The sequence below is a fragment of the Aestuariibacter sp. A3R04 genome (genome assembly GCF_018860805.1).
Lineage (GTDB): Bacteria > Pseudomonadota > Gammaproteobacteria > Enterobacterales > Alteromonadaceae > Alteromonas.
Map to the genome: position 1 here is coordinate 1,161,603 of NZ_JAHKQR010000011.1, position 23,915 is coordinate 1,185,517.

Consider the following 23,915-nt stretch of genomic DNA (forward strand, 5'->3'; position numbering starts at 1 on the left):
AACGCCACTGACCGTTAAATTGTCAGATAGTGGCAAAAAAATTCACCTTTTGACATTTTTTAATCTACATTTTTCCATTTCGGGCTCAGGCACACACCTGCGTTTAAAAAATAGCTGCCGATGGACTGCGCCATAGTTTCTCCCCCGCAAAACGCGGTAACCTTGTGTATTTTCTCACCACACAAGGATAAAAGTCGGTTGTCGCTATTGTGGGAACCAATGGCACTGGGTTATTCTATGCGGCTTATCAGCAAGTCACCTATTTTAACGCGGAAGCCTACTCAACAATGGCCGAAAATCATTACAATCCAAAGCAAATTGAACAAGAAGCCCAACAGTATTGGGAAACCAATCAGTCGTTTAAGGCAGTTGAAGACCCTGCCAAAGAAAAATTCTACTGCTTGTCTATGTTCCCGTATCCCAGTGGTCGCCTCCACATGGGTCACGTACGAAATTACACCATTGGAGATGTAATCAGCCGCTTTCAGCGTATGCAGGGCAAAAATGTTTTACAGCCTATGGGTTGGGACGCCTTCGGGCTACCGGCGGAAAACGCCGCGATTAATAACAATACAGCTCCGGCTAACTGGACATATTCAAATATCGAATACATGAAGGGACAGTTAAAATCACTGGGGTTTGGTTATGACTGGAACCGCGAAGTAGCAACGTGTAAACCCGATTACTACCGTTGGGAACAGTGGTTTTTCACGCGTTTGTATGAAAAAGGCCTGGTTTACAAGAAAAATGCAACCGTAAATTGGGATCCCGTAGACCAAACCGTGCTGGCCAACGAACAGGTTATTGATGGGCGGGGCTGGCGCTCAGGGGCACTGGTTGAACAGAAAGAAATACCTCAATGGTTTATTAAAATTACCGACTACGCCGAAGAGCTGCTATCCGATTTAGAGCAGTTAAAAGACTGGCCGGATCAGGTTCGGGCGATGCAGGCAAACTGGATTGGCCGTTCAGAAGGAGTGGAAATTACCTTTAAACTCTCTGAACCGGCGGGCGATGTTGATGAACTCACCGTTTATACCACTCGCCCAGACACCTTTTATGGCGTCACGTACGTAGGTGTTGCCGCTCAGCATCCAGTGGCAGAATTTGCTGCCAAGCAGAATCCTGCGTTAGCGGCTTTTATCGAAGAATGTAAAAATACAAAGGTTGCAGAAGCCGATCTCGCCACTATGGAGAAAAAAGGTTTTGCTACTGGTCTCACAGCTGTTCATCCCCTTACCGGCGAAGAGGTTCCAGTGTGGGTAGCAAACTTTGTGTTAATGGATTACGGCTCCGGAGCCGTTATGGCGGTCCCAGGGCACGATCAACGTGATTGGGAGTTTGCCACTAAGTACAACCTGCCAATTTCACAGGTCATCGCACCTGAAAGCAGCAGTGAGGTACAAGCAGATTTGTCTCAATCTGCATATACTGAAAAAGGCATATTAATAAACTCCGGTGAGTTTAATGGCCTGGGTTTTGACGCTGCTTTTAGCGCCATCGCAGAAAAGCTTGAAACCATGGGTTGCGGTGTGAAAAAGATCAACTACCGCCTTCGTGACTGGGGGGTAAGCCGCCAACGCTACTGGGGTGCGCCCATTCCAATACTGAACTTGGAAAACGGTGAGTCTATGCCTGTGCCTGCAGATGATCTGCCTGTTGTGCTGCCTGAAGATGTGCAGATGAACGGTGTGACCTCCCCGATTAAAGCCGACCCACACTGGGCGAAAGCCACATTTAATGGTCAGCCAGCCTTGCGGGAAACTGATACCTTTGACACTTTTATGGAGTCATCGTGGTATTACGCAAGATACACTTGCGCACAGAATAGCGATGCCATGCTGGATCCCAAACAAGCCAACTACTGGCTACCAGTCGATCAGTATATCGGCGGTATTGAACATGCTATTTTACACCTACTGTATTCTCGCTTCTTCCACAAACTGTTGCGAGACGAGGGCTTAGTGGAATCAGATGAGCCGTTTAAGCGCTTGTTGTGCCAAGGAATGGTACTTGCCGATTCTTATTTCAGTGAAGACGAAAACGGCAAGAAAACCTGGTATTCGCCCCTTGAGGTGTCGACGGAAAAAGACGACAAGGGCCGAATTGTTAAAGCGTGGCTGACAAAGGATGGTACAGAAGTTCAGCACGGTGGCATGACGAAAATGTCCAAATCAAAGAACAATGGTATCGACCCTCAGTCGGTGATCGATCAATATGGCGCTGATACCGTGCGTTTGTTCACTATGTTTGCGGCGCCTCCCGAACAAACACTTGAATGGGTAGACTCAGGCGTTGAGGGTGCAAATCGATTCTTGAAACGCATTTGGAAACTCGTGAGCGAGCATTTGAGCGTTTGTGATTCGCCGGAGTCTGTGAATGTCAAAACTCTGTCAAAGGATCAACAAGCCCTTCGTCGCGAAGTGCATAAAACCATTGCCAAAGTCACCGATGACCTGGGTCGCAGACAAACTTTTAATACAGCCGTCGCAGCAGTGATGGAATTGCTGAATCACTTACAAAAAGCACCGCAATCTTCTGCTTCAGATCACGCTGTGATGCGCGAAGCCATTGAAGCCGTTGTTCGCCTGCTTAACCCAATCACGCCTCACCTTTGTCACCATTTGTGGCAACAGCTTGGCCACGAAACAGCGGTGGAACATGCGGGCTGGCCTCAGGTCGATAAAGCCGCATTGGTTGAAGATGAAAAACTCATTGTCGTCCAGGTAAACGGCAAGGTTCGGGCGAAGATGACAGTGGCTGCCGATGCCGTTAAAGACGTGGTTGAATCTCAAGCCCTTGCTCAACCGAATGTACAGCAATTTATAGATGGCAAAACAATTCGCAAAGTAATTGTGGTACCCGGTAAACTCGTCAATATAGTGGCTAACTGATGCAGCGCTTAATAAAGCTTGCTATTGTTGGTTTGCTGTTGGCAGGCACCACTGCGTGTGGTTTTCATTTGCGTGGCAATCAGTCATTGCCACCTTCAGTTAACTACGTCGCAGTGTCTTCCTCACAGGCTCACGCACCTCTTGCTAGAGCCCTGAAGAAACGCCTTGATGTTTACGACATTGACGGCGGAACTCTAGCAGATAGCACCTCACCTGAACATTCCGTCATGATCCATATAATGCCTGAACAGTTGGAACGACGGTTGTTATCTGTATTTGCCAGCGGTCAGGTTGCTGAGTATGAGCTCATTTACGGCGTGCGTTATCAAGTTATCTTTCCCGGTAAACAACCTTTGAATGCGTATTTTGAGGTGCTTCGCGACTATCAGGACGATCCCGATCTGGTACTGGCAAAGTCGAGAGAACTTGATTTAGTGCTGAGCGAAATGCGGCAAGAAGCTGCTGACAACATAATCCGGCGGTTATCTGGCCACGCCAATGACGCATTGGCAAAGTAGCTAGCGATTATGCAAGTTTACCCCAATCGGTTTGAGCAAGAACTAAAACAGGGTCTAAAACCCTGCTATGTGTTTTTTGGAGATGAACCACAGCAAAAGTACTCCATGATCGAAAGGGTGAGGACTTGCGCCAAAGAAGCCGGCTTTACAGAGCGACACGTATTCGTTGCCGACAGCGGTTTTCAGTGGTCTCAACTTATTGAAGCCACACAATCCATGTCTCTTTTCTCTTCTCAACAACTGATTGAACTTGAATTGCCCACCGGTAAACCAGGCCCGGAAGGCAGCCAGACTTTACAAACCGTGGCGCAATCCCTCGGCCAAGACATCTTGCTAATCGTGCATGGCCCTCGCATTGGCAAAGACGTGCAAAGGGGAAAATGGTTCAAGGTGCTCGATAGTATCGGCGTCCATGCCATGTGCTATCCACTGGAAGGAAAGTCATTGAGTAACTGGATTCAACAAACCCTGAATGAATTCAGTTTACAGGCTGACACCAGCTGTGTGCGAATGATTACTGACATGACCGAAGGCAACATGCTTGCGGCCCATCAGGAAATTCAGAAACTCGCGCTACTTTACCCCAATCAGGTACTCACTAGCGACATGGTAGAAGCCGCCATCGTCGATCAGTCCAGGTTTAACGTCTTTCAACTCATTGACGTCATGCTGGCGGGTGATCAATCCCGTTGTATCAAAATATTGTATCGTCTGGAGAGTGAAGGGCTTGAACCCAACATCCTCATTTGGGCGTTTATTCGCGAGTGGCAAACCCTTCAACAACTCAAGGAATTGCAGCTCTCAAATCAGCCCATTCAGTGGCCAAAACTGGGAATTTGGAAAAACCGACAAAATCTGTACATGTCTGCTTTACAACGACTCTCTCCCGATGCACTTGAACATATCAGGCGTGAGGTTGAAAACGCAGATTTGGCATTTAAGCAGAACGTAATATCACGACCCTACGTCAAATTAGCACACCTTTGTATGCTTTTTATGGGAGTGCCCCTTGCGCACATTCCCCTTATTGACAACGAGTTGTGACGTTGAAAACAAAAAGCGCGAGAGATTCGCTATAATAACGATGTAACACTATTTTTGTTCATCTTAAGGAGAACTTTTGGAGAGTAATCAGTTCAAACAATTTGTCCTCGACAAAATTGACGATTTGAAAGCCCGCGATATTATTCAGTTGGATGTTAAAGGTAAATCCAGTATCACAGATCTCATGATCATCTGTTCTGGTAATTCAAAACGTCACGTAATGGCCATTGCAGATAATTTACAAGTAGAGATGAAACACGCCGGTCACCCACCTTTAAGCGTAGAAGGCAAAGATACCGGCGAGTGGGTCTTGGTAGATCTGGGCGATATTATCGTTCATGTTATGCAAGACGAAGCCCGGGATTTCTATCAGTTAGAAAAGCTTTGGGGTTAAATTTGTATTTTACACCGGCTGCCAATGCAGTGTGGAATTGTTGTTGTGAAATAACCGGGATGTAGCTGACGGTGAAAATTCAAATTGTTGCTGTAGGAACAAAAATGCCCGATTGGGTTAATCGTGGCGTGGAGGAATTTCTGCGCCGCTTTCCCACTGATCTTCCTGTTTACTTTACTGAAATTGCCGCTGGTAAGCGAGGCAAAAACGCAGATATTCCCCGAGTCCTACAAAGAGAAGGTGAGGCAACGCTCGCGGCTATCCCCAAGGGCAACCGCGTTGTAACGTTAGAAGTTAAAGGTAAACCCTGGGATACGCCTCAACTGGCCAAAAAACTAGATGCCTGGAAAATGGATGGCCGTGACGTGAGCCTGCTGATTGGCGGCCCGGAAGGACTGGCACCCGCTTGTATCGCGGCGGCTGAGCAAAAATGGTCGCTGTCAAATCTGACGCTTCCGCACCCTCTGGTGCGTATTATTGTGGCAGAGAGCCTTTATCGCGCCTGGTCAGTTACCCAGAATCATCCCTACCACAGGGAATAGCAATGTCACGTCAGCGCCAGCCAATTCGAGACCACACTGCTGAAGCTAACCTGTTTACAAGACGGGCGATTATCGCGCTGTTTATTGTTATCGTGATGCTCGGCATTGTTGTAAGTAATCTGTATGTACTTCAAGTCGAGCAACACGAAGCTTACCAGACACGCTCAAACGGCAATCGAATTAAAGTCCTTCCCATTGCTCCAAACCGCGGCCTCATTTATGACAGAAATGGCATTTTACTGGCTGAAAACAAACCCGTTTTCAGCCTTGAAGTTGTCCCGGAAGAGGTGGACGATTTAGAGAAAACCCTCGCCCGTTTATCCGCATTGATGGGAATTACCGAAGAAGAAAAAGAAAATTTTCTAAAAGTTTACCGTGGTCAGCGCCGCTTTAAACCTATTGCACTGCGAACTCAGCTTAGCGAGGAAGAAGTGGCCAGGTTTTCTGCGCAACAACATCGGTTCACAGGTGTATCTGTTGAAGCGAGATTGTCGCGGTTTTACCCCTATGGCGATACCCTTACTCATGTGCTTGGCTACGTGGCGAAAATTAATAAGAAAGATCTGCAAAAATTGGTGGAAGCAGGACTGGAAGCCAACTATGCGGCAACCTATGACATTGGCAAGCTGGGGATCGAAAAATATCACGAAGAATTGCTTCACGGTAAAGTGGGTTATCAACAGGTGGAAGTGAACAGCCAGGGTCGTATTATTCGCACCTTGAGTATCGATCCGCCCGTCCCCGGAAAAGACATTGTTTTAAACATCGATTTGCCCCTTCAATTAGCGGCCAAGAAAGCCCTTCAGGGTAAACGTGGTACCGTCGTCATGTCGTCGCCAAAAGATGGCGGTATTTTGGCAATGTTTTCCAGTCCAAGTTATGACCCCAACCTGTTTGTCCATGGTATTAGCAGTAAAAAGTACCGCGCTTTACAGTCATCTGACCGGCCCTTGATAAACCGGGCGACCCAAGGGCAATACCCGCCAGCTTCTACGATTAAGCCGCTACTCGGCTTAGTCGGACTGGAAGAAGGCATCATAGACAGGGATACTACCATTAATGACACTGGTCGATACCGCTTGCCCAATGTAAGCCACGTATGGCGAGACTGGAAAAAATGGGGTCATGGGAAAGTAAACGTCGAAAGAGCCATCGCGGTATCGTGTGACACCTTTTACTATGATTTGGCTTACAAACTGGGTATCGATCGCATCAGTGACAGCATGTCTGAGTTTGGTTTTGGAGACTACACAGGTATCGATTTGTATGAAGAGTCAGATGCCAATATGCCCAGCCGCGGCTGGAAACGCGCCCGATTTAACGAGCCCTGGTACATCGGTGACACCATTCCAGTAGGCATTGGGCAAAGCTACTGGACAGCCACGCCAGTTCAACTAAACCAGGCAATGAATACACTGATTAACTATGGCGAGCGCTTTGTTCCCCAGATCATGATGGGGTTTATGCAACCCGATGGCACAATAGTCAAATCTGAGCCTAAAACCATGCGCCCAATTATGATTAAAAACAGAGATAACTGGGCGTTAATGCTAAGCGCCATGCATGAGGTTAACCACGGAGAAGAAGGAACGGGCAGAAAATCCTTCGCCGATGCCCCTTATCAGTCCGGAGGAAAATCTGGCACAGCGCAACTTTTCTCAGTGGCGCAGAACGAAACTTACAACGAAGATGACGTATCAGAGCACTTGCGTGACAATGCCATGTACGTCGCTTTTGCCCCATTCGAGTCACCAGAGATATCTGCGACCGTGGTGGTAGAAAATGCGGGAGGCGGCAGCACTAATGCAGCACCAGTCGCCAGACAAGTAATGGACTTTTACTTTCGCGAACACGAATTTATGCAACCTCAATTAGATGGTGTTGTGTCACATAAGGCAGAGTGAATAGCGTGAAACGGACACAACTTAAACAGAACAGCACGACATTCTGGCAACGTTTCCACATTGACGGCTGGTTGCTCATGGGCTTATTAGTACTTATGACAGTAGGGCTGTACACTTTATACTCAGCCTCCGGCCAGGATGCATCACAAATGGAGCGTCAGTTTACCCGTCTAGCCATTGCACTGGGCGTAATGGTATTCATGGCCCAGGTCCCCCCAATGGCTTACAGAAGGTTATCCGTCTATGCTTATGTACTGGGTTTAGGCATGCTCATTGCTGTTCTGTTGTTTGGCGATATGGGCAAAGGTGCACAGCGTTGGCTTGATCTTAAATTTGTTCGCTTTCAACCTTCTGAACTGATGAAGCTTGCCGTTCCCATGATGGTGGCCTGGTATATCAGTAAATTCACCTTGCCTCCAAGGCTTATACACATTTTGTCTGGTTTTGTACTTGTTATCGTACCGACACTGCTAATCGCAAAGCAACCGGATTTAGGTACCTCACTGCTCATCGCTAGTTCCGGTATTTTCGCCATATTTCTGGCAGGCATGAGTTGGCGGCTAATTGGTGTGTTAAGCGCACTGGCTGGCGCCTTTGCGCCAATCATGTGGTTCTTCCTCATGCAAGACTACCAAAAACAACGCGTTATCACTTTTTTAAATCCGGAGAGCGATCCCCTTGGCGCCGGATACCATATTATTCAATCAAAAATCGCCATCGGGTCTGGTGGACTTGAGGGCAAAGGCTGGCTTCAGGGAACACAATCGCAATTAGAGTTTTTGCCCGAGCGTCACACGGATTTTATTTTCGCGGTATTCAGTGAAGAATTTGGCCTGATAGGAGTACTCCTATTACTTGTCATTTATCTGTGTATTATTATTCGCGGATTGATTATTGCCAATCGGGCGCAAGACGCCTACAGTAAACTACTCGCAGGCTCCATCACCCTGACCTTTTTTGTTTATGTATTTGTAAACATGGGCATGGTGTCCGGCCTGTTACCGGTTGTTGGTGTGCCACTCCCTCTGGTGAGTTACGGTGGAACGTCTATGGTAACGCTCATGGCAGGTTTTGGCATTTTAATGGCCATTGGAACACAGAAAAGATTTTTGTCCCGATAAAAAAGACTATGAAAATGTGCGCTAAATACGGGTTACTTCTCATGACTGCAGTACTGTTATCTGCGTGTCAATCGCAGAGCCGCTATGCCCAACATACCGACTCTGCGCCCACGTTCGTGTACGACGAACCAGATTACACAGATGCCCAACCTCGGTATGAGCCATACCGGGAATGGAATAGCCGCCCCTATGAAGTATTGGGAAAACGCTATTTTCCACTGCAAACGGGCAAAGGCTTCGAACAAGTCGGACTTGCTTCCTGGTACGGCCAAAAATTTCATGGGCATCTTACCTCTAATGGCGAAACCTATGACATGTTTGCAATGACAGCAGCGCACAAAACCCTGCCCTTGCCTTCTTTTGTTCGTGTAACAAACCTCAGTAACAACAAATCGGTAATCGTGAGGGTGAACGACCGTGGGCCTTTCCATTCAAACCGAATTATTGACCTGTCTTATGCAGCAGCGAAAAAGCTGGATTATCAACAACACGGTACGGCAAAAGTAAAACTGGAAGTAATACACTTCGACGAAAACAACAATGTTACTGTGGGCAAACACCCCACCGTTACTTACGCCCAGTATGCGGGTTTAAGTCCCATTGAAGCCGACAGTAAAAACGCACAGGAAGAACTTGTTTCTGATGGTGTTTATATACAAGTCGCCGCGGTCAGTGATCCTGAACGTGCCAAGTCTGTTTCTACGGTACTGTCTACACTGTACCAGGTGCCGGCACAAATGCCTTTTATAAATAATATTTACAAACTTCGTTTAGGCCCAGTAACTGACCGATTTAAGGTAAAGATGCTACTTGATGATCTCAAGCAAAATGGCTACCCAGGTGCCTATGCAGTTTCTGAAAACTTGTAATCCTCTACACAAACATGGCGTTCATCGGTCGATTTAGGGGCATTGCCGAGGAAATCAGCAGGTAAGTCTGTTTTTAACTAAACTTTTCAGGTAAAACCTAGTCCAACAACTGGGGTTGCGATAAAATTCCCAACTATTGTCACATTAAAAAAACGGTAATAAACACTCCCATGCTAAAAAAGATAATTTGCGCTAAACCGTCTGCCTTTTTGAATCTCTTGTTCGCCGTTGCCTTCAGTGCATGCGTTCAGGCCAACATTGTTATTCCTCCGCCTCCCACTGTAGCCGCCGAAGGGTTTGTATTAATGGACAATGAAACGGGCCAGGTCATTGCGGAAAAAAACGCTGACATGCAATTGCCCCCGGCCAGCCTTACTAAAATGATGACGACTTACGTTATTGGCAAGGAATTAGAAGCCGGCAATATTAGTATGGATGAGGTCGTCACGATCTCAGAAAATGCATGGGCAAAGAATTTTCCAGAATCCTCCAAAATGTTCATTGAAGTTGGCACCCAAGTTAAAGTATCGGATTTAGTAAGAGGCATTATCGTTCAATCGGGTAATGACGCCTGTGTTGCCATGGCAGAGCACATCGCCGGTTCGGAAAGTGCGTTTGCCAGTATGATGAATGCTCATGCTCAGGCATTGGGCATGACATCAAGCCATTTCGTTAACAGCCATGGACTTCACGATCCCGACCACTATGTCACGCCCCGGGACATGGCCATCCTCGCCCAAGCCATGGTGTCAGAAACACCGGAAATTTACAGTATTTACAGCGAAAAAGAGTTCACCTATAACGGCATAAAACAATACAACCGTAATAGCTTGCTGTGGGATCAAAGCCTAAATGTGGATGGCATTAAAACGGGCCACACCTCAGATGCGGGTTACAGTTTGATAACATCGGCAAAACAAGGCGATATGCGCCTTATTTCTGTGGTGATGGGTACGGACAGTGAACGCGCACGCAAGGAAGAGAACAAAAAACTCCTGCGCTATGGTTTTCGTTTCTATGAAACGGTTACGCCTTACTCTGCCGGTGACAGCTTTGTTTCCCACCGCATTTATATGGGCGACAGAGAAAATGTAGACCTTGGAATTAATCAATCTACCCCCATTACCATTCCACGCGGTCAGGCGGCTAACCTCGAAGCAAATTTTGAACTTGATAAAAAGCTCGAAGCACCGTTGGCGAAAGGCCAGGTTGTCGGCACACTCTACTTGCAACTTGACGGGAATGACGTTGCAGAGTATCCCCTCGTTGCGCTTCAGGAAGTAAATGAGGGTGGATTATTTGACCGTATGATGGATTATCTTATGTTACAAATAGGCTGGGATGACTAATTTTTAATTTATCCTCAATTGCCTTTTTGTTTTGTTCATGGACGGCCAGATTGTTATAATCTGGCCGTTTTATTTAGTTATGAAGTAAGGATATCTCATGGATACCCGTTTCGATGAGCTACTCGATTTTCCCTGTTCCCAGACTTTTAAAGTAATGGGGATCGCCCATGAAGATTTGCCGCAGCATGTTGTAACCTGTTTGCAGGCGCATGCACCCGGAGATTACTCTCCGACGGTAAAGCCAAGTAAGAAAGGCAATTATCACTCGGTTTCAGTGAGTGTTAGGGTAACGAGTAAAGAACATATGGAAACCATTTACACGGAACTCGCCAAACTCGAATTGGTCAGGGTTGTGCTGTAAGTGATTCAACGTCATTCTAATAACCCGGTTATCATTCGCCAATTGGGTTTGCAACCTTACCTGCCCGTGTGGCAAAAAATGCAAGCTTTCACTGATCTTCGAAACAGTGAAACCACTGACGAAATCTGGCTGGTAGAACATGAACCCGTGTTCACCCAGGGGCAGGCAGGAAAGGCAGAACACGTGCTAATGCCCGGCGAGATCCCGGTGGTCAATGTGGATCGCGGCGGTCAGGTGACTTACCACGGTCCGGGCCAGCAGGTCATTTATTTGCTACTGAATATTAAAAGGCGCAAACTCGGGGTCAGGCAGTTGGTGACTGCAATGGAAGATTCCGTTGTTGCACTTTTGGCTGAATTCGGTATTGAAGCGTACGCCAAAAAAGATGCACCAGGTGTATATTGTGACGATAAAAAGGTGTGTTCACTGGGATTGAGGATTAGAAAGGGATGTTCGTTTCACGGACTGGCACTGAATGTTAATATGGATCTGTCGCCTTTTTCCCGCATAAACCCCTGTGGCTATGCTGGTATGGAAATGACCGATACAGCCAGGTTAAATGGTCCGGATTCGCTGGAAAAAGCAGGAATGTCATTAACACATCATTTGTTGAATATCCTGAATATCAAACAGACGATTCAAAAAGAAGGTTTCGATGAGTAACGCACGTCCTAAAGCCGGAGTAAAACTCCGCGATGATGAAAAAGTAAAGCACATACCCATTACAATCGTCCCGACTGAAAAAGAAGAGATGTTGCGTAAACCTTCGTGGATAAAAATTAAACTCCCACGAACCACAGATCGCATTGACGAAATCAAACAGACTTTGCGCAAGAATAAACTCCACTCTGTATGTGAGGAAGCGTCTTGCCCGAACTTGGCAGAGTGCTTCAACCACGGTACGGCAACGTTCATGATTCTGGGTGATATATGCACGCGCAGGTGCCCATTTTGTGATGTTGCCCATGGCAAGCCACTTCCGCCAAGCGCCGAAGAACCGGAAAAGCTCGCTCGTACTATTGCCGAAATGAAACTCAAATACGTTGTTATTACATCGGTTGACAGAGATGATTTACGGGACGGCGGAGCACAACATTTTGTAGATTGCATCAATGCCATTAGGGAGCACAGTCCCTCAACCACCATTGAAGTACTGGTACCAGATTTCCGCGGACGCATGGATCGCGCCTTAGAAATTTTCAAACAAGGGGTACCTGATGTGTTCAATCACAATCTCGAAACCATTCCCCGTCTTTATCGCGAGTGTCGGCCGGGAGCTAATTATCAATGGTCTTTGGATTTACTTAAAAAATTCAAAACACAACACCCTGACGTAAAAACAAAATCCGGATTGATGATGGGCATGGGTGAAAAAAATGAAGAAATTCAGGCCGTGTTGAGAGATTTGCGCGCTCACAACGTAGATATGCTGACCTTAGGTCAGTATTTACAACCATCACGCCACCATTTTCCGGTTAAACGCTACGTACACCCTACCGAGTTTGATGCGTTAGGTGACTATGCCAAGGAAATTGGGTTCACCCACGCTGCGTGTGGTCCAATGGTTCGTTCCAGCTACCATGCCGACCAGCAAGCTGCCGGTAAAGAAGTCAAATAGCCTTTCATTCCGCGTCAACCTCGTTGACGCGGACCCCCTTCCCTGTTGTTTCTATCTGGATGCTTTACACCTTAGCAGGAACAATCTGCCCGTCGGGGTGAATTACCCCATAATGCTGTTACAATAGCGCGAAAAAAAGGAGCGGATATGCGCAAACACATTTATATCGCTTACACTGGCGGTACCATTGGTATGAAGCCCTCCAACCAGGGCTATGTTCCAGCAGCGGGCTTCCTCGGAACTACATTGGCGAATATGCCAGAGTTTCACCGCCCTGAAATGCCTCTCTATACATTGCATGAATATAACAATTTGATTGACTCGTCCGATATGAACCCCGATGACTGGCAGCGCATTGCCGACGATATCGCCGCAAATTATCATAAATACGACGGTTTTATTATACTCCATGGCACCGACACCATGGCATACACGGCCTCAGCACTCAGCTTTATGCTGGAGGATCTGGCAAAACCGGTTATTGTTACCGGCTCTCAAATTCCCCTCGCCGAATTAAGGTCTGATGGCCAGGTGAATTTACTCAATGCATTATACGTTGCTGCAAACTACCCCATTGCGGAAGTCAGTCTGTTTTTTAACAACCGTTTATTGCGGGGAAACCGCAGTAGAAAAATTGATGCCGATGGTTTCGACGCCTTCGACTCGCCAAATTTTCCACCTTTGTTAGAAGCGGGAATTAATATACGGCTAAAAGCGGGCACATTGGCAGAATCACGTGATGCACCGCTCAGAATCAGCAAGGTCACGGCTCAACCTATCGGCTTAGTCAGCCTGTATCCTGGTATTTCACCAGCAGTCATTAAAAACACGCTACAACAACCGGTTAGGGCACTCATCTTACTGAGCTATGGCGTGGGTAACGCCCCTCAACACCCGGCATTACTGGCGCAACTTCGCTTTGCCGCTGAACGGGAAATCCCTGTACTCAATTGTACTCAATGTCTTCGCGGGCGGGTGAACATGGGCGGTTATGCCACGGGAAACAGCCTTAAAGAAGCCGGAGTATTGTCCGGAAGTGATATGACTCCGGAAGCCGCATTGGCAAAACTCCATTACCTGCTAAGCCAGTCTCTTAGTTACAATGAGATCCAACATAAACTCACCCATGACTTACGTGGTGAACTCAGCCTATAAAGACAATTTATGACATATTATGAAGGCGCTTTGCACAAAATGTGCGTTTCGGCAGGCCCAAAAGGCGATGTGTTTTACAAACTCAAGCTAGGCGAGAATTCCATTGATATGAATGCCCTAATAGGCAAACACATTGAACTGGTTTCTCAAGGTGAGATTCGCTGTGTGAATTGTGATAAAAAAACGAAGAAAAGTTTTAACCAAGGGTATTGCTATCGATGCCTCATCACTCTTGCACAGTGTGATTCCTGCATGATAAAACCCGAGAAATGCCACTATCACGAGGGTACGTGCAGAGAACCTGAATGGGGAAAAGCACATTGTTTTAGCGATCACTACGTGTATCTTGCCAACACGGGGGCGGTAAAAATCGGCATCACCAGACATGTCTCCGAAGTAATATCTAGTCGCTGGATTGATCAGGGTGCCACAGAGGCCATGGTGTTTTTAAAAGTGAAAAACCGTTTGATAAGTGGCTTAGTGGAAACCGCATGCAAGAACCATATTGGTGACAAAACAAACTGGCGAACCATGCTCAAAGGTCAGCCCGAACCTGCCGCATTAAGTGATATAAAACGTGGGATCCTTGAAAAAATAGCGCCGGAATTAACCCGAATTAAACAACAGCACGGCCAGGATGCTGTCGAGGATGTTAGCAGTCCACCTGTCGCAATTCATTACCCTGTAAACCATTTCCCTGTAAAAGTCAAATCTATCAATTTAGACAAAACGCCGACGTTTTCAGGTCTGTTACACGGCATCAAGGGGCAATACCTTTTACTTGACGACGACAGGGTAATAAATCTAAGAAAATACGCAGGTTACCAGGTTTCCTTATCCAGCCAGTAACCCTTAAGCTCATGTCAAATGCAGGCCGGCCAGATCAAGCTACCTGCATTCTTCTCCCCCCATCTCACGGGCTAAATCGTCTAGCTTAGATGCTGTCTCGTCAAAATCTCCAGTTGTATATTGGTAGCCGATGAGAACGTGATGATCTGTCTTTCCTCGCTTAACGGCAAGGTTGTTGACATCGAGGTGCCCGACCGTATTCAAAAAACGATAGGCAGCTGGCTGAGACGGAAAAATAAACTCAACCTCTACTCTCATTGGGCAAATTTCTCCAACAAACTGAGGTCATTTTCAATATGATTAAGCAGCGCAGCCATTCTCTGAAACTCGCCAGTTTCCGACGACAGTGAACTGGCAAACCAGCACTTAATACTTTGCGCCAGATTCACGTCATCACCGTGTTGTAACTTGTCAGCCATCATGGTCATTTGTACCTCCGAACGAACGCGCTGACGGCCTTCAGGTGACGGTAAATCTACCAAAATTTCACACTGCGTAAGATACCACTCACTGGGCTTTGCGCTACCTGTAGCCGCAGAATCCGACGTTAATACTTCTCGCCAACTTTTAGGCAGACTGGCCCAGGCTTCACTGTTTTTATCCCAGCCCTGTGCAGCATCACGCGAATTGAGCAAACTCAATAACCCGTGAATTACTGACTTTTGAGCGCCGATCCAAGCTTTTTCTTGTCTGGCTTTCACCGCTTTTCTCAACTTTGACACGCGCTGTTGAATTACAGCCTGCTTGCCACTATGCAATGACGACATTTTCTCGAGAATTGGCTCAAGCGCTTTCTCCAGTGCTTCATCTGAGGTAATTGATTGCGCAGCAATCGCTTTAACGTCATTGAGCAATATTTCCACCTGATCATTGAGCAGGGACATTTCATCATCCCTACGCGCTTTGGCCCGCTGAAAAATAATATCATTGGTTTCTTTAAACAGTTGCCACAGCTTGGTGTCATGACGTCTGCCTGCACTGCCAATCGTTTTCCACTCTTGCTGCAGTAACTTGGCCTGCTCTAAACTCTCAGTCAAAGTGCTTTCATCAAGCAGCATTTTGGCTTTCTCAATGATGGCTTTTTTCAACTGCCGATTCTTACCATGCCAGTCAGAGACAAGCCTGTTGACGTGTGCCGCAGCGCTATCCCAACGTTCTCGAAGGTTTTCATAAACTGACTGTTCAACACTGCCGGCCTGACGCCATTGCTGTTTTAATTTCTCGCTGACTTTGGCCAGTTGCGCATGATCCGTAATGGTTTGTGCAGCTTTTTCCATCTCTTCGATGCAAGCCAGACGTACCAACGCATTTTTCTGCCTTTCCTGTTCTTGTGCGGCATAAAAAGCCCTACAGGGTGCGAAGGCAGCCTCCAGGGCATCATCAAACTCCGCTTTGCTTGGATCCTCTTCACCAGGAATAGTCAATGACTGCCATTGTTGCCGCAACAATTTAATTATTTTCGCTCTGTCAGCGATGTTTTCAGCCTCGGTGGAAGCCAAAGCCTGAGCTTCTGCCAGCAATGCCGGTTTCTTCGGCGCGGCTATATCAGCTTGCCAATCAGCTAAACGGGTTATCGCCTCAGCGATAGTGTCATACCGGCGAGAGAACTGCTGAGCGACAGATGGCGGTAACGCTTCTACGGCCGTAGATAAATCCCTAAATCTCGCGATAGCTTGTCGATAACGCCCGGCATCGTGAAGATTACTCACAAGTGAGAGTAAGCGACGAGCTTCTTTAGTGGCCTTCTGTTCATTAAGCTGCTGTTCGCTTTTCTTGCGTTGCACGTGTTGCGAAATAGTATTCCAGCGTTCTTTATATGCTGCGGGAATAACATCTAGCGAAGACAACTCAAGCTGCCAAAGTGACTTCACCTCTGCCCAGCGGTTGTTAACAAAGTCGCATTCATCTTCTTTAATTTCGTTCTCTGCTTGAGTGAGTATTTTTAGTAACCGCTGACCGGCTTGCTGTTGCTCATTAAACCGGGCAAGCCGGCTGTTCAAACTGCTAATCTGCTGTGCTATGCGGCTGAACTGAGTTACCTGGTCTGGGGAAAACGTTGTGATCCTGTTTTCCAACTCCCGCAATTTATCATTTACTGCACTTACATCAGCAAGCGTTGCGTCGCTAAGGCGCTCTGAAAAAAGCCATTCAACTTCTTTATTTACTGCGCCCGTATCCTGCCTGAGTTGTTTCCAGGCGTCTTCTGTTCGCTGTTGTAACGCCTTTGCTTCCCAGTCATCCTTCAAACGCTGTTCGTGGCTATGCACTTTATCTTTTAGTTGCTGATATTTGTTTTCCAATGTGTGGCGAACATCACTGCACAATACCGCGAAATCCGATTGCACCCCTTCAAATTCAGTTTCGCATTCTTTTCGCCGCTCCACCACATCCTGATAATCAAAGCGCTCAGTCAATGCTTGAAGTTTGGATAAAGCAAGGGTAGCTTTTCTTTCAATTTGAATCGGCTTTTCCCTAGCTTGCTTTAACGCTTCAATGCGCTTCTCCAACGCGAGAAGAACATCTTTCGAATGGGATTTCTTTTGCCATTTTGTCAGCTGACCGTCATCCGTTGTGCGGTTTATCAATGCTATCTTTATTCCGTCACTCTGCTGGCAGAAAAAGAAACGCGTAATAAATGCCTGCGTACCGACTTTATCGAGTAGCACCAACACAGCTTCCTGGTTCAGTTCAGAAACCTTGTTTGAAAGCAAAACCTTTTTGACTAGATCAACGGGAGCTTGTTTGAGAAGAAACTCTGTCAACTCTTCAGCTGACACAACCTGGCAATCGGTATTGAGAATAGTCTGTTCCACCTGCCGGTTTGCCCGGCGTTGAACACGTTCATCTTTCGCCGTTTGCGACATTTTAAGCCACAGTGGAAAGGAATTGAGTTTTTCCAGTGCGGCTAAACTAACCTCGGATTCACTGTCATTAAATGCCAACTCGTGCAGTGCAGAACGCTCTTTCGCTTTCTGCGGAGACAGCTCGGCAATAGCTTTAATACGTTTTTGCGGATCACGACTCGCGTAGGGAGGGGTAAAAAATCGACTAAATATCATCCTGCTTAAACCGGGCTATGGTGTTCTCATCCTGTTCCTTGTGCAGTGCTTCACGGAACTCTCTTTTACTTTTTTGCACAATGTCTCCGTGTTCGTTAACTGTCATGTGCTCAGAAGATTTTTCAATTTTAGACTGATACAACAACACAGCCTGCATGCAACTTTCCTTTTGCTCTTCTGTTAAAACCGCGCCGTCCAACCATTTACCCGTTTCCACAGCCTGACGCAAACGCTGGTAAATGTCGGGCGTCATTGCGGCAAGTAAAGCATCTATATTCATGAAGAAAATCGTTTAATAATGACTAATCTGACTCGGTTGACAACATACCACATAAAGCCAACTATCGCTGTTAAAATAGCAATATTAAATTGCGTATCACCCGGTGCTGGACGCCCCCAGTAAAGCAACCCAAACCCGGTTACAAACAATAACACCGCCATCAGTGACTGGTTTTGTATGCTTTGCTTTTTCTTATATCGCTGCAAATTTTGCTTGCGCAGAATATCTTCCGCGGATGCATCGCCCACACCAAAATCACAATGGGGGCAAACAGAAGATTTATCGGAAATTTTTTTGCCGCACGCCGGGCAATCAGTTAATGCCATTTTGGCTCCTGTCAGTTCATGTATTGATTAATTTTTAGCAGCTATTGTGAAAACAAAAAAAGGACACAGCCGTGTCCTTATTCTGACTAAACACGTCTATGCGTGCTGTACACTGCCAGCAGACTATTCGTCTTTCACTTTCGACCAATAGTCGTTCACAGTTTGTTTCATCTCTTTACTGAGCATGACTATACCAAACAGATTCGGTATTGTCATAACCACAATAGCTACAGCAGAGAGTGCCCACACCAGCGTAGTATCAGAAAAAGAGGCCCAGACAAAACCCGCGACATAAATAACCCGATAAGGCATGACGGAACGGGGCCCCAGTAAGTAGGTCATGGCACGGTCACCGTAATACGACCAGGCAATGGCAGTGGAAAACGCAAACAACATCAGGCCAATGGAAACGATGTACTGCCCGTAATTGCCGAAATAACCGCGGGTAAAGGCAATGGTCGTCAACGCAGCAGAGTGTACCAGAGATTTGCCGGAGACTTCGAGGTTATCTTTAACAGGCTTACCGTCTTTTATTTGTAAGGTACCTGTATATGCATCTTCAACGCCCAGGGAATACTTGACATCTTCCGCAATTGAACGCGCATTAATCAGAGTGAAACCGTCGCTTACTGCGGTGCCGTTTACCACCGTTATGGCGCCGTTATAAGGCACTATTTTGTTGCCTTCCAGATCATTTAGATACTGATACAGTGCAGTGCGATCCGCTTCATTGCTGTCGTCGTAATGTCCTTCAACAAAATACATATCTGAGCGGTCAAATACATTTTCATGCTTTTCTTTCCAAACGCCTGAAGAAAGGATAACCAACCCCGTTACTGTACAAATCAAAATGGTATCGATAAAAGGTTCCAGTAGCGATACCATCCCTTCTGATGCTGGCTCGTCGGTCTTTGCCGCGGCGTGAGCAATCGGTGCGGACCCCTGCCCGGCTTCATTGGAAAACAGCCCCCGGTTTACCCCCCGATTAAATGCATAGGCCAAGGATGCACCTAGAAAACCTCCTGCCGCTGCCGACCCTGTAAATGCGTCAGAAATAACAGCCGCAAAAGAAGGGCCAATATTCTCTATGTTGGCAAAAATAACAGCTAGTGCGCCAATTAGATAAATAACGGCCATAATGGGCACAACTTTGGAAGTAAATGCTGCAATGCGCTGAATACCACCGAGAATAACCAGAGCCAGTAAAATTCCCAGTACACTTCCCACAACCACGGGTTCAAAGCCGAAGGTAGCTTCAATACTCTGAGCGATCCCATTGCTTTGCGGCAGATTTCCCGTACCAAACGAACTAATAACCGTGGCGACAGCAAAAGCGATGGCCAACCATTTCATGTTTAAACGACGATCCATGTAATACATAGGGCCGCCGGCCATAGTGCCGTCTTGCGTTTTAACCCTGTATTTGTGTGAAAGAGTCACTTCCACAAATTTTGTCGTCATCCCTAAGAACGCCGTTGCCCACATCCAAAAAAGGGCTGCGGGCCCACCTAAGAAAATGGCAAATGCTACACCGCTGATATTTCCTGTACCAACGGTACCAGACAATGCCGTGGTTAAAGCGCGAAAATGAGTAGTATCACCTTCATCGGTAGACTTGTCGTACTTGCCAGTTACCACTAGCCATGCGTGTTTAAAAAATCGAATCTGTGGAAACTTGAGATAAATGGTGAAGAAAAGCCCTACACCTAACAAAACAAATGGGAACCAGTCAGCCCCCCCCAATATGCCATCTAACGACACCAAAAAATCGTATAGCCCTTCCAAGGTATGTTCCCCTCAATATATTGTTGTTATTTTGCGTGTTGTTATTATCGCAATGTGGACACTACCGCACGCACGGCAATCAGTAAATCTTCACCCAGTTGACGACAGCGTTGCACTGACCAGCCGTAAACCGGATCCGGTAAATTATTATTATCTTTAAACGGCATCTCCAACGTATAGGCCAGGCAGTCAAACTTATGAGCAACTGCATTGGATGCCACAGTCAAATTCGCTTCACCTGGTTTGTCTTTTGGATAACCGTATTCGTCCTGAAACTCTGGCGTAGCGGCAAGTAAAGCCGCTTTAAACGTGTCCTCCAGCTGTTTCAGGCGCGGCGAATAGCCAGGGATCCCCTCACTACCCGCTACAAAATTGTAGGGCAAGGCTTCATCACCGTGAATATCCAGATACATATCCACCCCAATATCACTCATCGCTTGCAAAACGTATAGTACTTCAGGGCTTTTTTCAGCACTCGGCGCCGCCCATTCTCGATTGAGGTTTGTCCCCACCGCATTTGTTCTCAAATGCCCCCTTACAGCACCGTCGGGATTCATATTCGGCACTACGTAAAAAACAGCCTCTTTCAACAGCGCGCGGGCCACACCATCCTGTTCATCAAGCAGGCGGTAAATAAGGGCTTCTGTACACCACTCGGCCATCGTCTCACCTGGATGTTGACGCGCTGTGACCCATATCTTCTTTTTAGCCGGGGTTTCCTCACCAATCACCAACATGTTGATATCCCTGCCATCCAAGGTCTCGCCAAGCAATCTGTGTTCACAGAACAAGGCCATTTGCGCATCGTGGATCAAATCGAGGTGGCGTTCATAGCTGTAGGGAATAAAGTAGGCAAAGTAGACTGAGGGCTGTTCTGGGGTGAAAGTGAAGGTTAAATTGTCACCGTCAAACTCGCTAGGCACGCGAAACCAATGCTGTCTATCATAAGAGGCGAGAACATTGTAGTCCTTCCAGCCTTGTGGATAAGCAGATTTTGCTAGCTCAGAAATGGTAATGCTGTGTGGCTCAAACACTTCGCCAAAGAGTCGGAAATGAAACCACTGATAGTAGTTAGACTGGTTGTCCTTATTAATAGTAAGTTTGATATTTTGTGGCGAAGTCGCCTCTAAAACAGTGATGTTACCACTGTCGAACTGACTTGAAATTTGCATGTATCTGTCGTGCCTTTCTAATTTTTTGCTAATTTAGCACAGACGCAAAGGGAAATACCATGATAGAAGGCGTTATACCAAGTTTGCGGGACAAATTGAAAACTAGCGGAGATAAAAAAACCGGTACAAATGCACCGGTCTGTACACTTGCTGCTACTTAAGCAGGCAACGAGGGGAAAGTAAGTGCCGCCATGTCTCGGACCACACGCATTACCTGACAACTGTAACCAAATTCATTGTCGTACCACACATACAGTGTGAGTCGGTTTTCAGCCACAATAGTAGCTTGGGAATCCACCACACTTGCCGCTCGGGAGCCCACTAAATCGGTAGATACGATCTCCTTACTCGCCGTGTAGTCAATTTGATGCTGAAGATCTGAAAATAACGCGGTATCGCGGAGGAATTCATTTACCGCCAGTTTATCAGTGTCAGTTGAAAGATGAAGATTCAGTATAGCCAGCGACACGTTTGGCGTGGGGACTCGAATAGCATTTCCGGTGAGCTTACCAGCCAGCTTCGGATACGCTTTCGCGACCGCTTTGGCGGCGCCCGTTTCGGTGATAACCATGTTTAACGGAGCGCTGCGGCCACGACGATCTGCTTTGTGATAGTTGTCAATCAGATTCTGATCATTGGTAAAGCTGTGTACCGTTTCAACATGACCAGACGCAATTCCATACTCTTCATCAAGGGCTTTGAGCACGGGTGTAATAGCATTGGTAGTGCAGCTTGCAGCCGATAAAATGGTATCATCAGCTTTAACATCGCCGTGATTGACACCGTGAACAATGTTTTTGATTTCGCCTTTTCCGGGGGCGGTAAGCAATACTTTATCAGCACCTTTGGCTTTTAAGTGTAACCCAAGGCCTTCTTTGTCTCGCCACATGCCTGTGTTATCTACCACGATAGCATTGTTAATGCCGTATTGGGTATAGTCTACTTCATCTGGGCTGTTGGCATAAATCACCTGAATGTAGGCACCATTAGCTTTTAAAGCCTGACGTTCATGATCTACAGTAATACTGCCGTTAAACGGTCCGTGTACGGAATCACGGCGCAATAGACTGGCGCGCTTTTCCAGATCGCCGTCAGTCCCGCCTCTAACAACAATGGCGCGCAACCTAAGCTTATTCGCCTTGCCCTGGCGCTCTATCATCAGCCGGGCCAACAAACGACCAATACGACCAAAACCGTAGAGCACTACATCCTGGGATTCTTGTTTGTCGCCCTTATTGATAACCGCTGACAGTTTGCCTCGCAGGTAAGCCTGTAAATCTTGCTCATCAACGGCAGAGCCGTAGTGAAAATCAAATGCCAGCTTACCGATATCTATCTGTGCCGGTGATAGCGTCATTGACGCAAGCGCTTCCAGAATCGGGAAGCTCTCTCTCAGACGCAGTTTAATCCCTTCGTGCAAGCGTACTTTGCGATGTGATTTAATGATGTCAATCACACTGGCCCCTAACAATGAGCGACCATAGACTGAAATTTCAACTGCGTGGTTCCGGTACAGTTTACCTACTAGGGGCAGCATCATTTCAGCGTATTCTTGCCGTTCCTGCCAGCTACTTTGTAATTCCTGTTCAAACTGTTGATTCATGCTTTGCCTTTATAGAATAAAATTTGTGTCATCATCCAGGCAGTCACACATTTAATTGTAGGGTACACTAAGGTGTAATATCGTTGTCTGCGTGGAACGACCTCAAGTGTAAATAATTCAATCAGGAAGACCAAATTGTTGAAAATTTTCAGTATTTCCCCAAAATCCACTGTCGACTGTCATTTGTTTGGTAATTTTTCCACAAAAATCAATTGCCTCGCGGGACTTGTTTTTCTCGTCGCCATCCTCTCAGGTTGCAACGATATGTTTGAACCCAAAGTCGCTACTATCTGTAAGGACAATCCGGCTCTGTGTGAAGATTTAAACCCCGACCAATGGTGTCGGTCTGAAAAAGCAGACATTATCAGACACAGATATCGTCACCCTGATGAACTAAACGAAGAACAGCACTATCGAAAACTCTTGATCTTTGAAACTTATCAACGCTGCATTACCAAGGCGTCGGGGATTACCCATAAAAAGTATCGGGATATCGAAGGCGGTCGCATGAAAGGTGTGGTTACCGCGCGAAAGGAGTTAGACCGCCTATCGAGGCTATCGAAAGATAGCTCACACCCGCTACTGGCGTATTATCACTGGTCTCGTTTTAGCGACGTAAATGCGAGAAAACGATTTTTAGACGCGGCAAACCGCGGCGAGCTGCGCACGCCAGAGCTGCTTATAGCACTGGCATCTATTCAGGTTAAGCGCGATCTTTCAGCGGCTAAACAATCCCTACACAAAGCCCTTAGCATGTATGAAGACGACGACAATATGGATACATCCGTTTTCCAATCTCTGGCGACCATTGCTCTGGAAGAAGGGAAATTTGGTCTGGTGTATATTTGGTCCAGGGTTGGTCAGGAATATGAAGCTGGTATCAATGACAACCAATTATCATCAATTGCAAATAAATATCAGTTACCAGTATCGCTACTGGACGACGTAGCCGATGAAGTCACCGCAGCGCTGAGTGATGGCGCTTTCAATGCTGATTCTTTGGGACTTACTAAACTGTAAAACGACGATAATGTTGTAAGCAACTTTCATCTTCTCATGTGATGTTTCACTG

22 protein-coding genes are annotated in these 23,915 nt (G+C 46.7%); 15 read left to right on the plus strand and 7 right to left on the minus strand.

Translation table 11 applies throughout. The features are described from left to right. Positions 1–287: 287 nt before the first annotated feature. The 14 genes from leuS (at position 288) to KO518_RS14655 (ending at position 14,618) form a co-directional block, all read left to right on the plus strand. Positions 288–2,894: a leucine--tRNA ligase gene (leuS, locus tag KO518_RS14590; protein ID WP_216026921.1), complete on the plus strand. Its 2,607-nt coding sequence runs from the start codon at positions 288–290 to the stop codon at positions 2,892–2,894. Beyond that, on the plus strand, positions 2,894–3,412 hold the full coding sequence (gene lptE / locus KO518_RS14595; protein ID WP_216026527.1) for an LPS assembly lipoprotein LptE: 519 nt from the start codon (positions 2,894–2,896) through the stop codon (positions 3,410–3,412). Before leuS ends, lptE begins: the two co-directional genes overlap by 1 nt. 9 nt (positions 3,413–3,421) lie before the next feature. Beyond that, entirely contained in the window at positions 3,422–4,456 is a 1,035-nt protein-coding gene (gene holA, locus KO518_RS14600; protein WP_216026528.1) for a DNA polymerase III subunit delta, read from the plus strand. Positions 4,457–4,532: 76 nt separating this feature from the next. Beyond that, positions 4,533–4,850, plus strand: a complete 318-nt coding sequence (gene rsfS, locus KO518_RS14605) for a ribosome silencing factor (RefSeq protein ID WP_216026529.1) — start codon at positions 4,533–4,535, stop codon at positions 4,848–4,850. A 71-nt stretch (positions 4,851–4,921) separates the two neighbouring features. Continuing rightward, positions 4,922–5,392 carry a 23S rRNA (pseudouridine(1915)-N(3))-methyltransferase RlmH gene (gene rlmH, locus KO518_RS14610; RefSeq protein ID WP_216026530.1) on the plus strand — a complete coding sequence of 157 codons (471 nt, stop codon included), beginning with the start codon at positions 4,922–4,924 and terminating at the stop codon, positions 5,390–5,392. Positions 5,393–5,394: 2 nt separating this feature from the next. Continuing rightward, positions 5,395–7,296 carry a penicillin-binding protein 2 gene (gene mrdA / locus KO518_RS14615; protein WP_216026531.1) on the plus strand — a complete coding sequence of 634 codons (1,902 nt, stop codon included), beginning with the start codon at positions 5,395–5,397 and terminating at the stop codon, positions 7,294–7,296. Then, a complete protein-coding gene (gene rodA / locus KO518_RS14620; RefSeq protein WP_371742335.1) occupies positions 7,293–8,417 on the plus strand; it encodes a rod shape-determining protein RodA in 1,125 nt (374 codons plus the stop codon). Before mrdA ends, rodA begins: the two co-directional genes overlap by 4 nt. A gap of 8 nt (positions 8,418–8,425) precedes the next feature. Then, a complete protein-coding gene (locus KO518_RS14625; protein ID WP_371742336.1) occupies positions 8,426–9,286 on the plus strand; it encodes a septal ring lytic transglycosylase RlpA family protein in 861 nt (286 codons plus the stop codon). 170 nt (positions 9,287–9,456) lie between these two features. After that, a complete protein-coding gene (locus tag KO518_RS14630; protein WP_216026533.1) occupies positions 9,457–10,635 on the plus strand; it encodes a D-alanyl-D-alanine carboxypeptidase family protein in 1,179 nt (392 codons plus the stop codon). A 97-nt stretch (positions 10,636–10,732) separates the two neighbouring features. After that, positions 10,733–10,996 (plus strand): DUF493 family protein YbeD, encoded by a 264-nt coding sequence (ybeD, locus tag KO518_RS14635; protein WP_216026534.1) that lies wholly within the window; start codon positions 10,733–10,735, stop codon positions 10,994–10,996. Further along, positions 10,997–11,659 carry a lipoyl(octanoyl) transferase LipB gene (gene lipB, locus KO518_RS14640; RefSeq protein WP_371742337.1) on the plus strand — a complete coding sequence of 221 codons (663 nt, stop codon included), beginning with the start codon at positions 10,997–10,999 and terminating at the stop codon, positions 11,657–11,659. Further along, positions 11,652–12,614 carry a lipoyl synthase gene (lipA, locus tag KO518_RS14645; RefSeq protein ID WP_216026535.1) on the plus strand — a complete coding sequence of 321 codons (963 nt, stop codon included), beginning with the start codon at positions 11,652–11,654 and terminating at the stop codon, positions 12,612–12,614. Before lipB ends, lipA begins: the two co-directional genes overlap by 8 nt. Positions 12,615–12,761: 147 nt before the next feature. Beyond that, positions 12,762–13,769, plus strand: a complete 1,008-nt coding sequence (gene ansA, locus KO518_RS14650; RefSeq protein WP_216026536.1) for an asparaginase — start codon at positions 12,762–12,764, stop codon at positions 13,767–13,769. Positions 13,770–13,778: 9 nt separating this feature from the next. Then, positions 13,779–14,618: a DUF2797 domain-containing protein gene (locus KO518_RS14655; protein WP_216026537.1), complete on the plus strand. Its 840-nt coding sequence runs from the start codon at positions 13,779–13,781 to the stop codon at positions 14,616–14,618. 39 nt (positions 14,619–14,657) lie between these two features. Here the strand turns inward: KO518_RS14655 and KO518_RS14660 are convergent, their stop codons facing one another. The 7 genes from KO518_RS14660 to KO518_RS14690 all read right to left on the minus strand — a co-directional run bounded on the left by KO518_RS14660 (position 14,658) and on the right by KO518_RS14690 (position 22,843). Continuing rightward, the gene (locus KO518_RS14660; protein WP_216026538.1) at positions 14,658–14,876 is read right to left on the minus strand and encodes a hypothetical protein; all 219 of its coding nucleotides are present in this window, start codon (positions 14,874–14,876) and stop codon (positions 14,658–14,660) included. Continuing rightward, positions 14,873–17,677 carry a DUF349 domain-containing protein gene (locus tag KO518_RS14665; RefSeq protein ID WP_216026539.1) on the minus strand — a complete coding sequence of 935 codons (2,805 nt, stop codon included), beginning with the start codon at positions 17,675–17,677 and terminating at the stop codon, positions 14,873–14,875. The genes KO518_RS14660 and KO518_RS14665 overlap by 4 nt, the downstream gene beginning before the upstream one ends. Continuing rightward, the gene (locus tag KO518_RS14670; protein ID WP_216026540.1) at positions 17,667–17,957 is read right to left on the minus strand and encodes a YeaC family protein; all 291 of its coding nucleotides are present in this window, start codon (positions 17,955–17,957) and stop codon (positions 17,667–17,669) included. The genes KO518_RS14665 and KO518_RS14670 overlap by 11 nt, the downstream gene beginning before the upstream one ends. Next, positions 17,954–18,283 (minus strand): zinc ribbon domain-containing protein, encoded by a 330-nt coding sequence (locus KO518_RS14675; protein WP_216026541.1) that lies wholly within the window; start codon positions 18,281–18,283, stop codon positions 17,954–17,956. The genes KO518_RS14670 and KO518_RS14675 overlap by 4 nt, the downstream gene beginning before the upstream one ends. A gap of 123 nt (positions 18,284–18,406) precedes the next feature. Further along, positions 18,407–20,068 (minus strand): sodium:alanine symporter family protein, encoded by a 1,662-nt coding sequence (locus KO518_RS14680; protein ID WP_216026542.1) that lies wholly within the window; start codon positions 20,066–20,068, stop codon positions 18,407–18,409. A gap of 44 nt (positions 20,069–20,112) precedes the next feature. Next, positions 20,113–21,240 carry a M14-type cytosolic carboxypeptidase gene (locus KO518_RS14685; protein ID WP_216026543.1) on the minus strand — a complete coding sequence of 376 codons (1,128 nt, stop codon included), beginning with the start codon at positions 21,238–21,240 and terminating at the stop codon, positions 20,113–20,115. A 157-nt stretch (positions 21,241–21,397) separates the two neighbouring features. After that, positions 21,398–22,843 carry a glyceraldehyde-3-phosphate dehydrogenase gene (locus tag KO518_RS14690; RefSeq protein ID WP_216026544.1) on the minus strand — a complete coding sequence of 482 codons (1,446 nt, stop codon included), beginning with the start codon at positions 22,841–22,843 and terminating at the stop codon, positions 21,398–21,400. A gap of 183 nt (positions 22,844–23,026) precedes the next feature. Here KO518_RS14690 and KO518_RS14695 point away from each other — a divergent pair, with 183 nt between their 5' ends. Further along, positions 23,027–23,863 carry a DUF2989 domain-containing protein gene (locus tag KO518_RS14695; RefSeq protein WP_256444458.1) on the plus strand — a complete coding sequence of 279 codons (837 nt, stop codon included), beginning with the start codon at positions 23,027–23,029 and terminating at the stop codon, positions 23,861–23,863. The last annotated feature ends 52 nt before the right edge of the window (positions 23,864–23,915 follow it).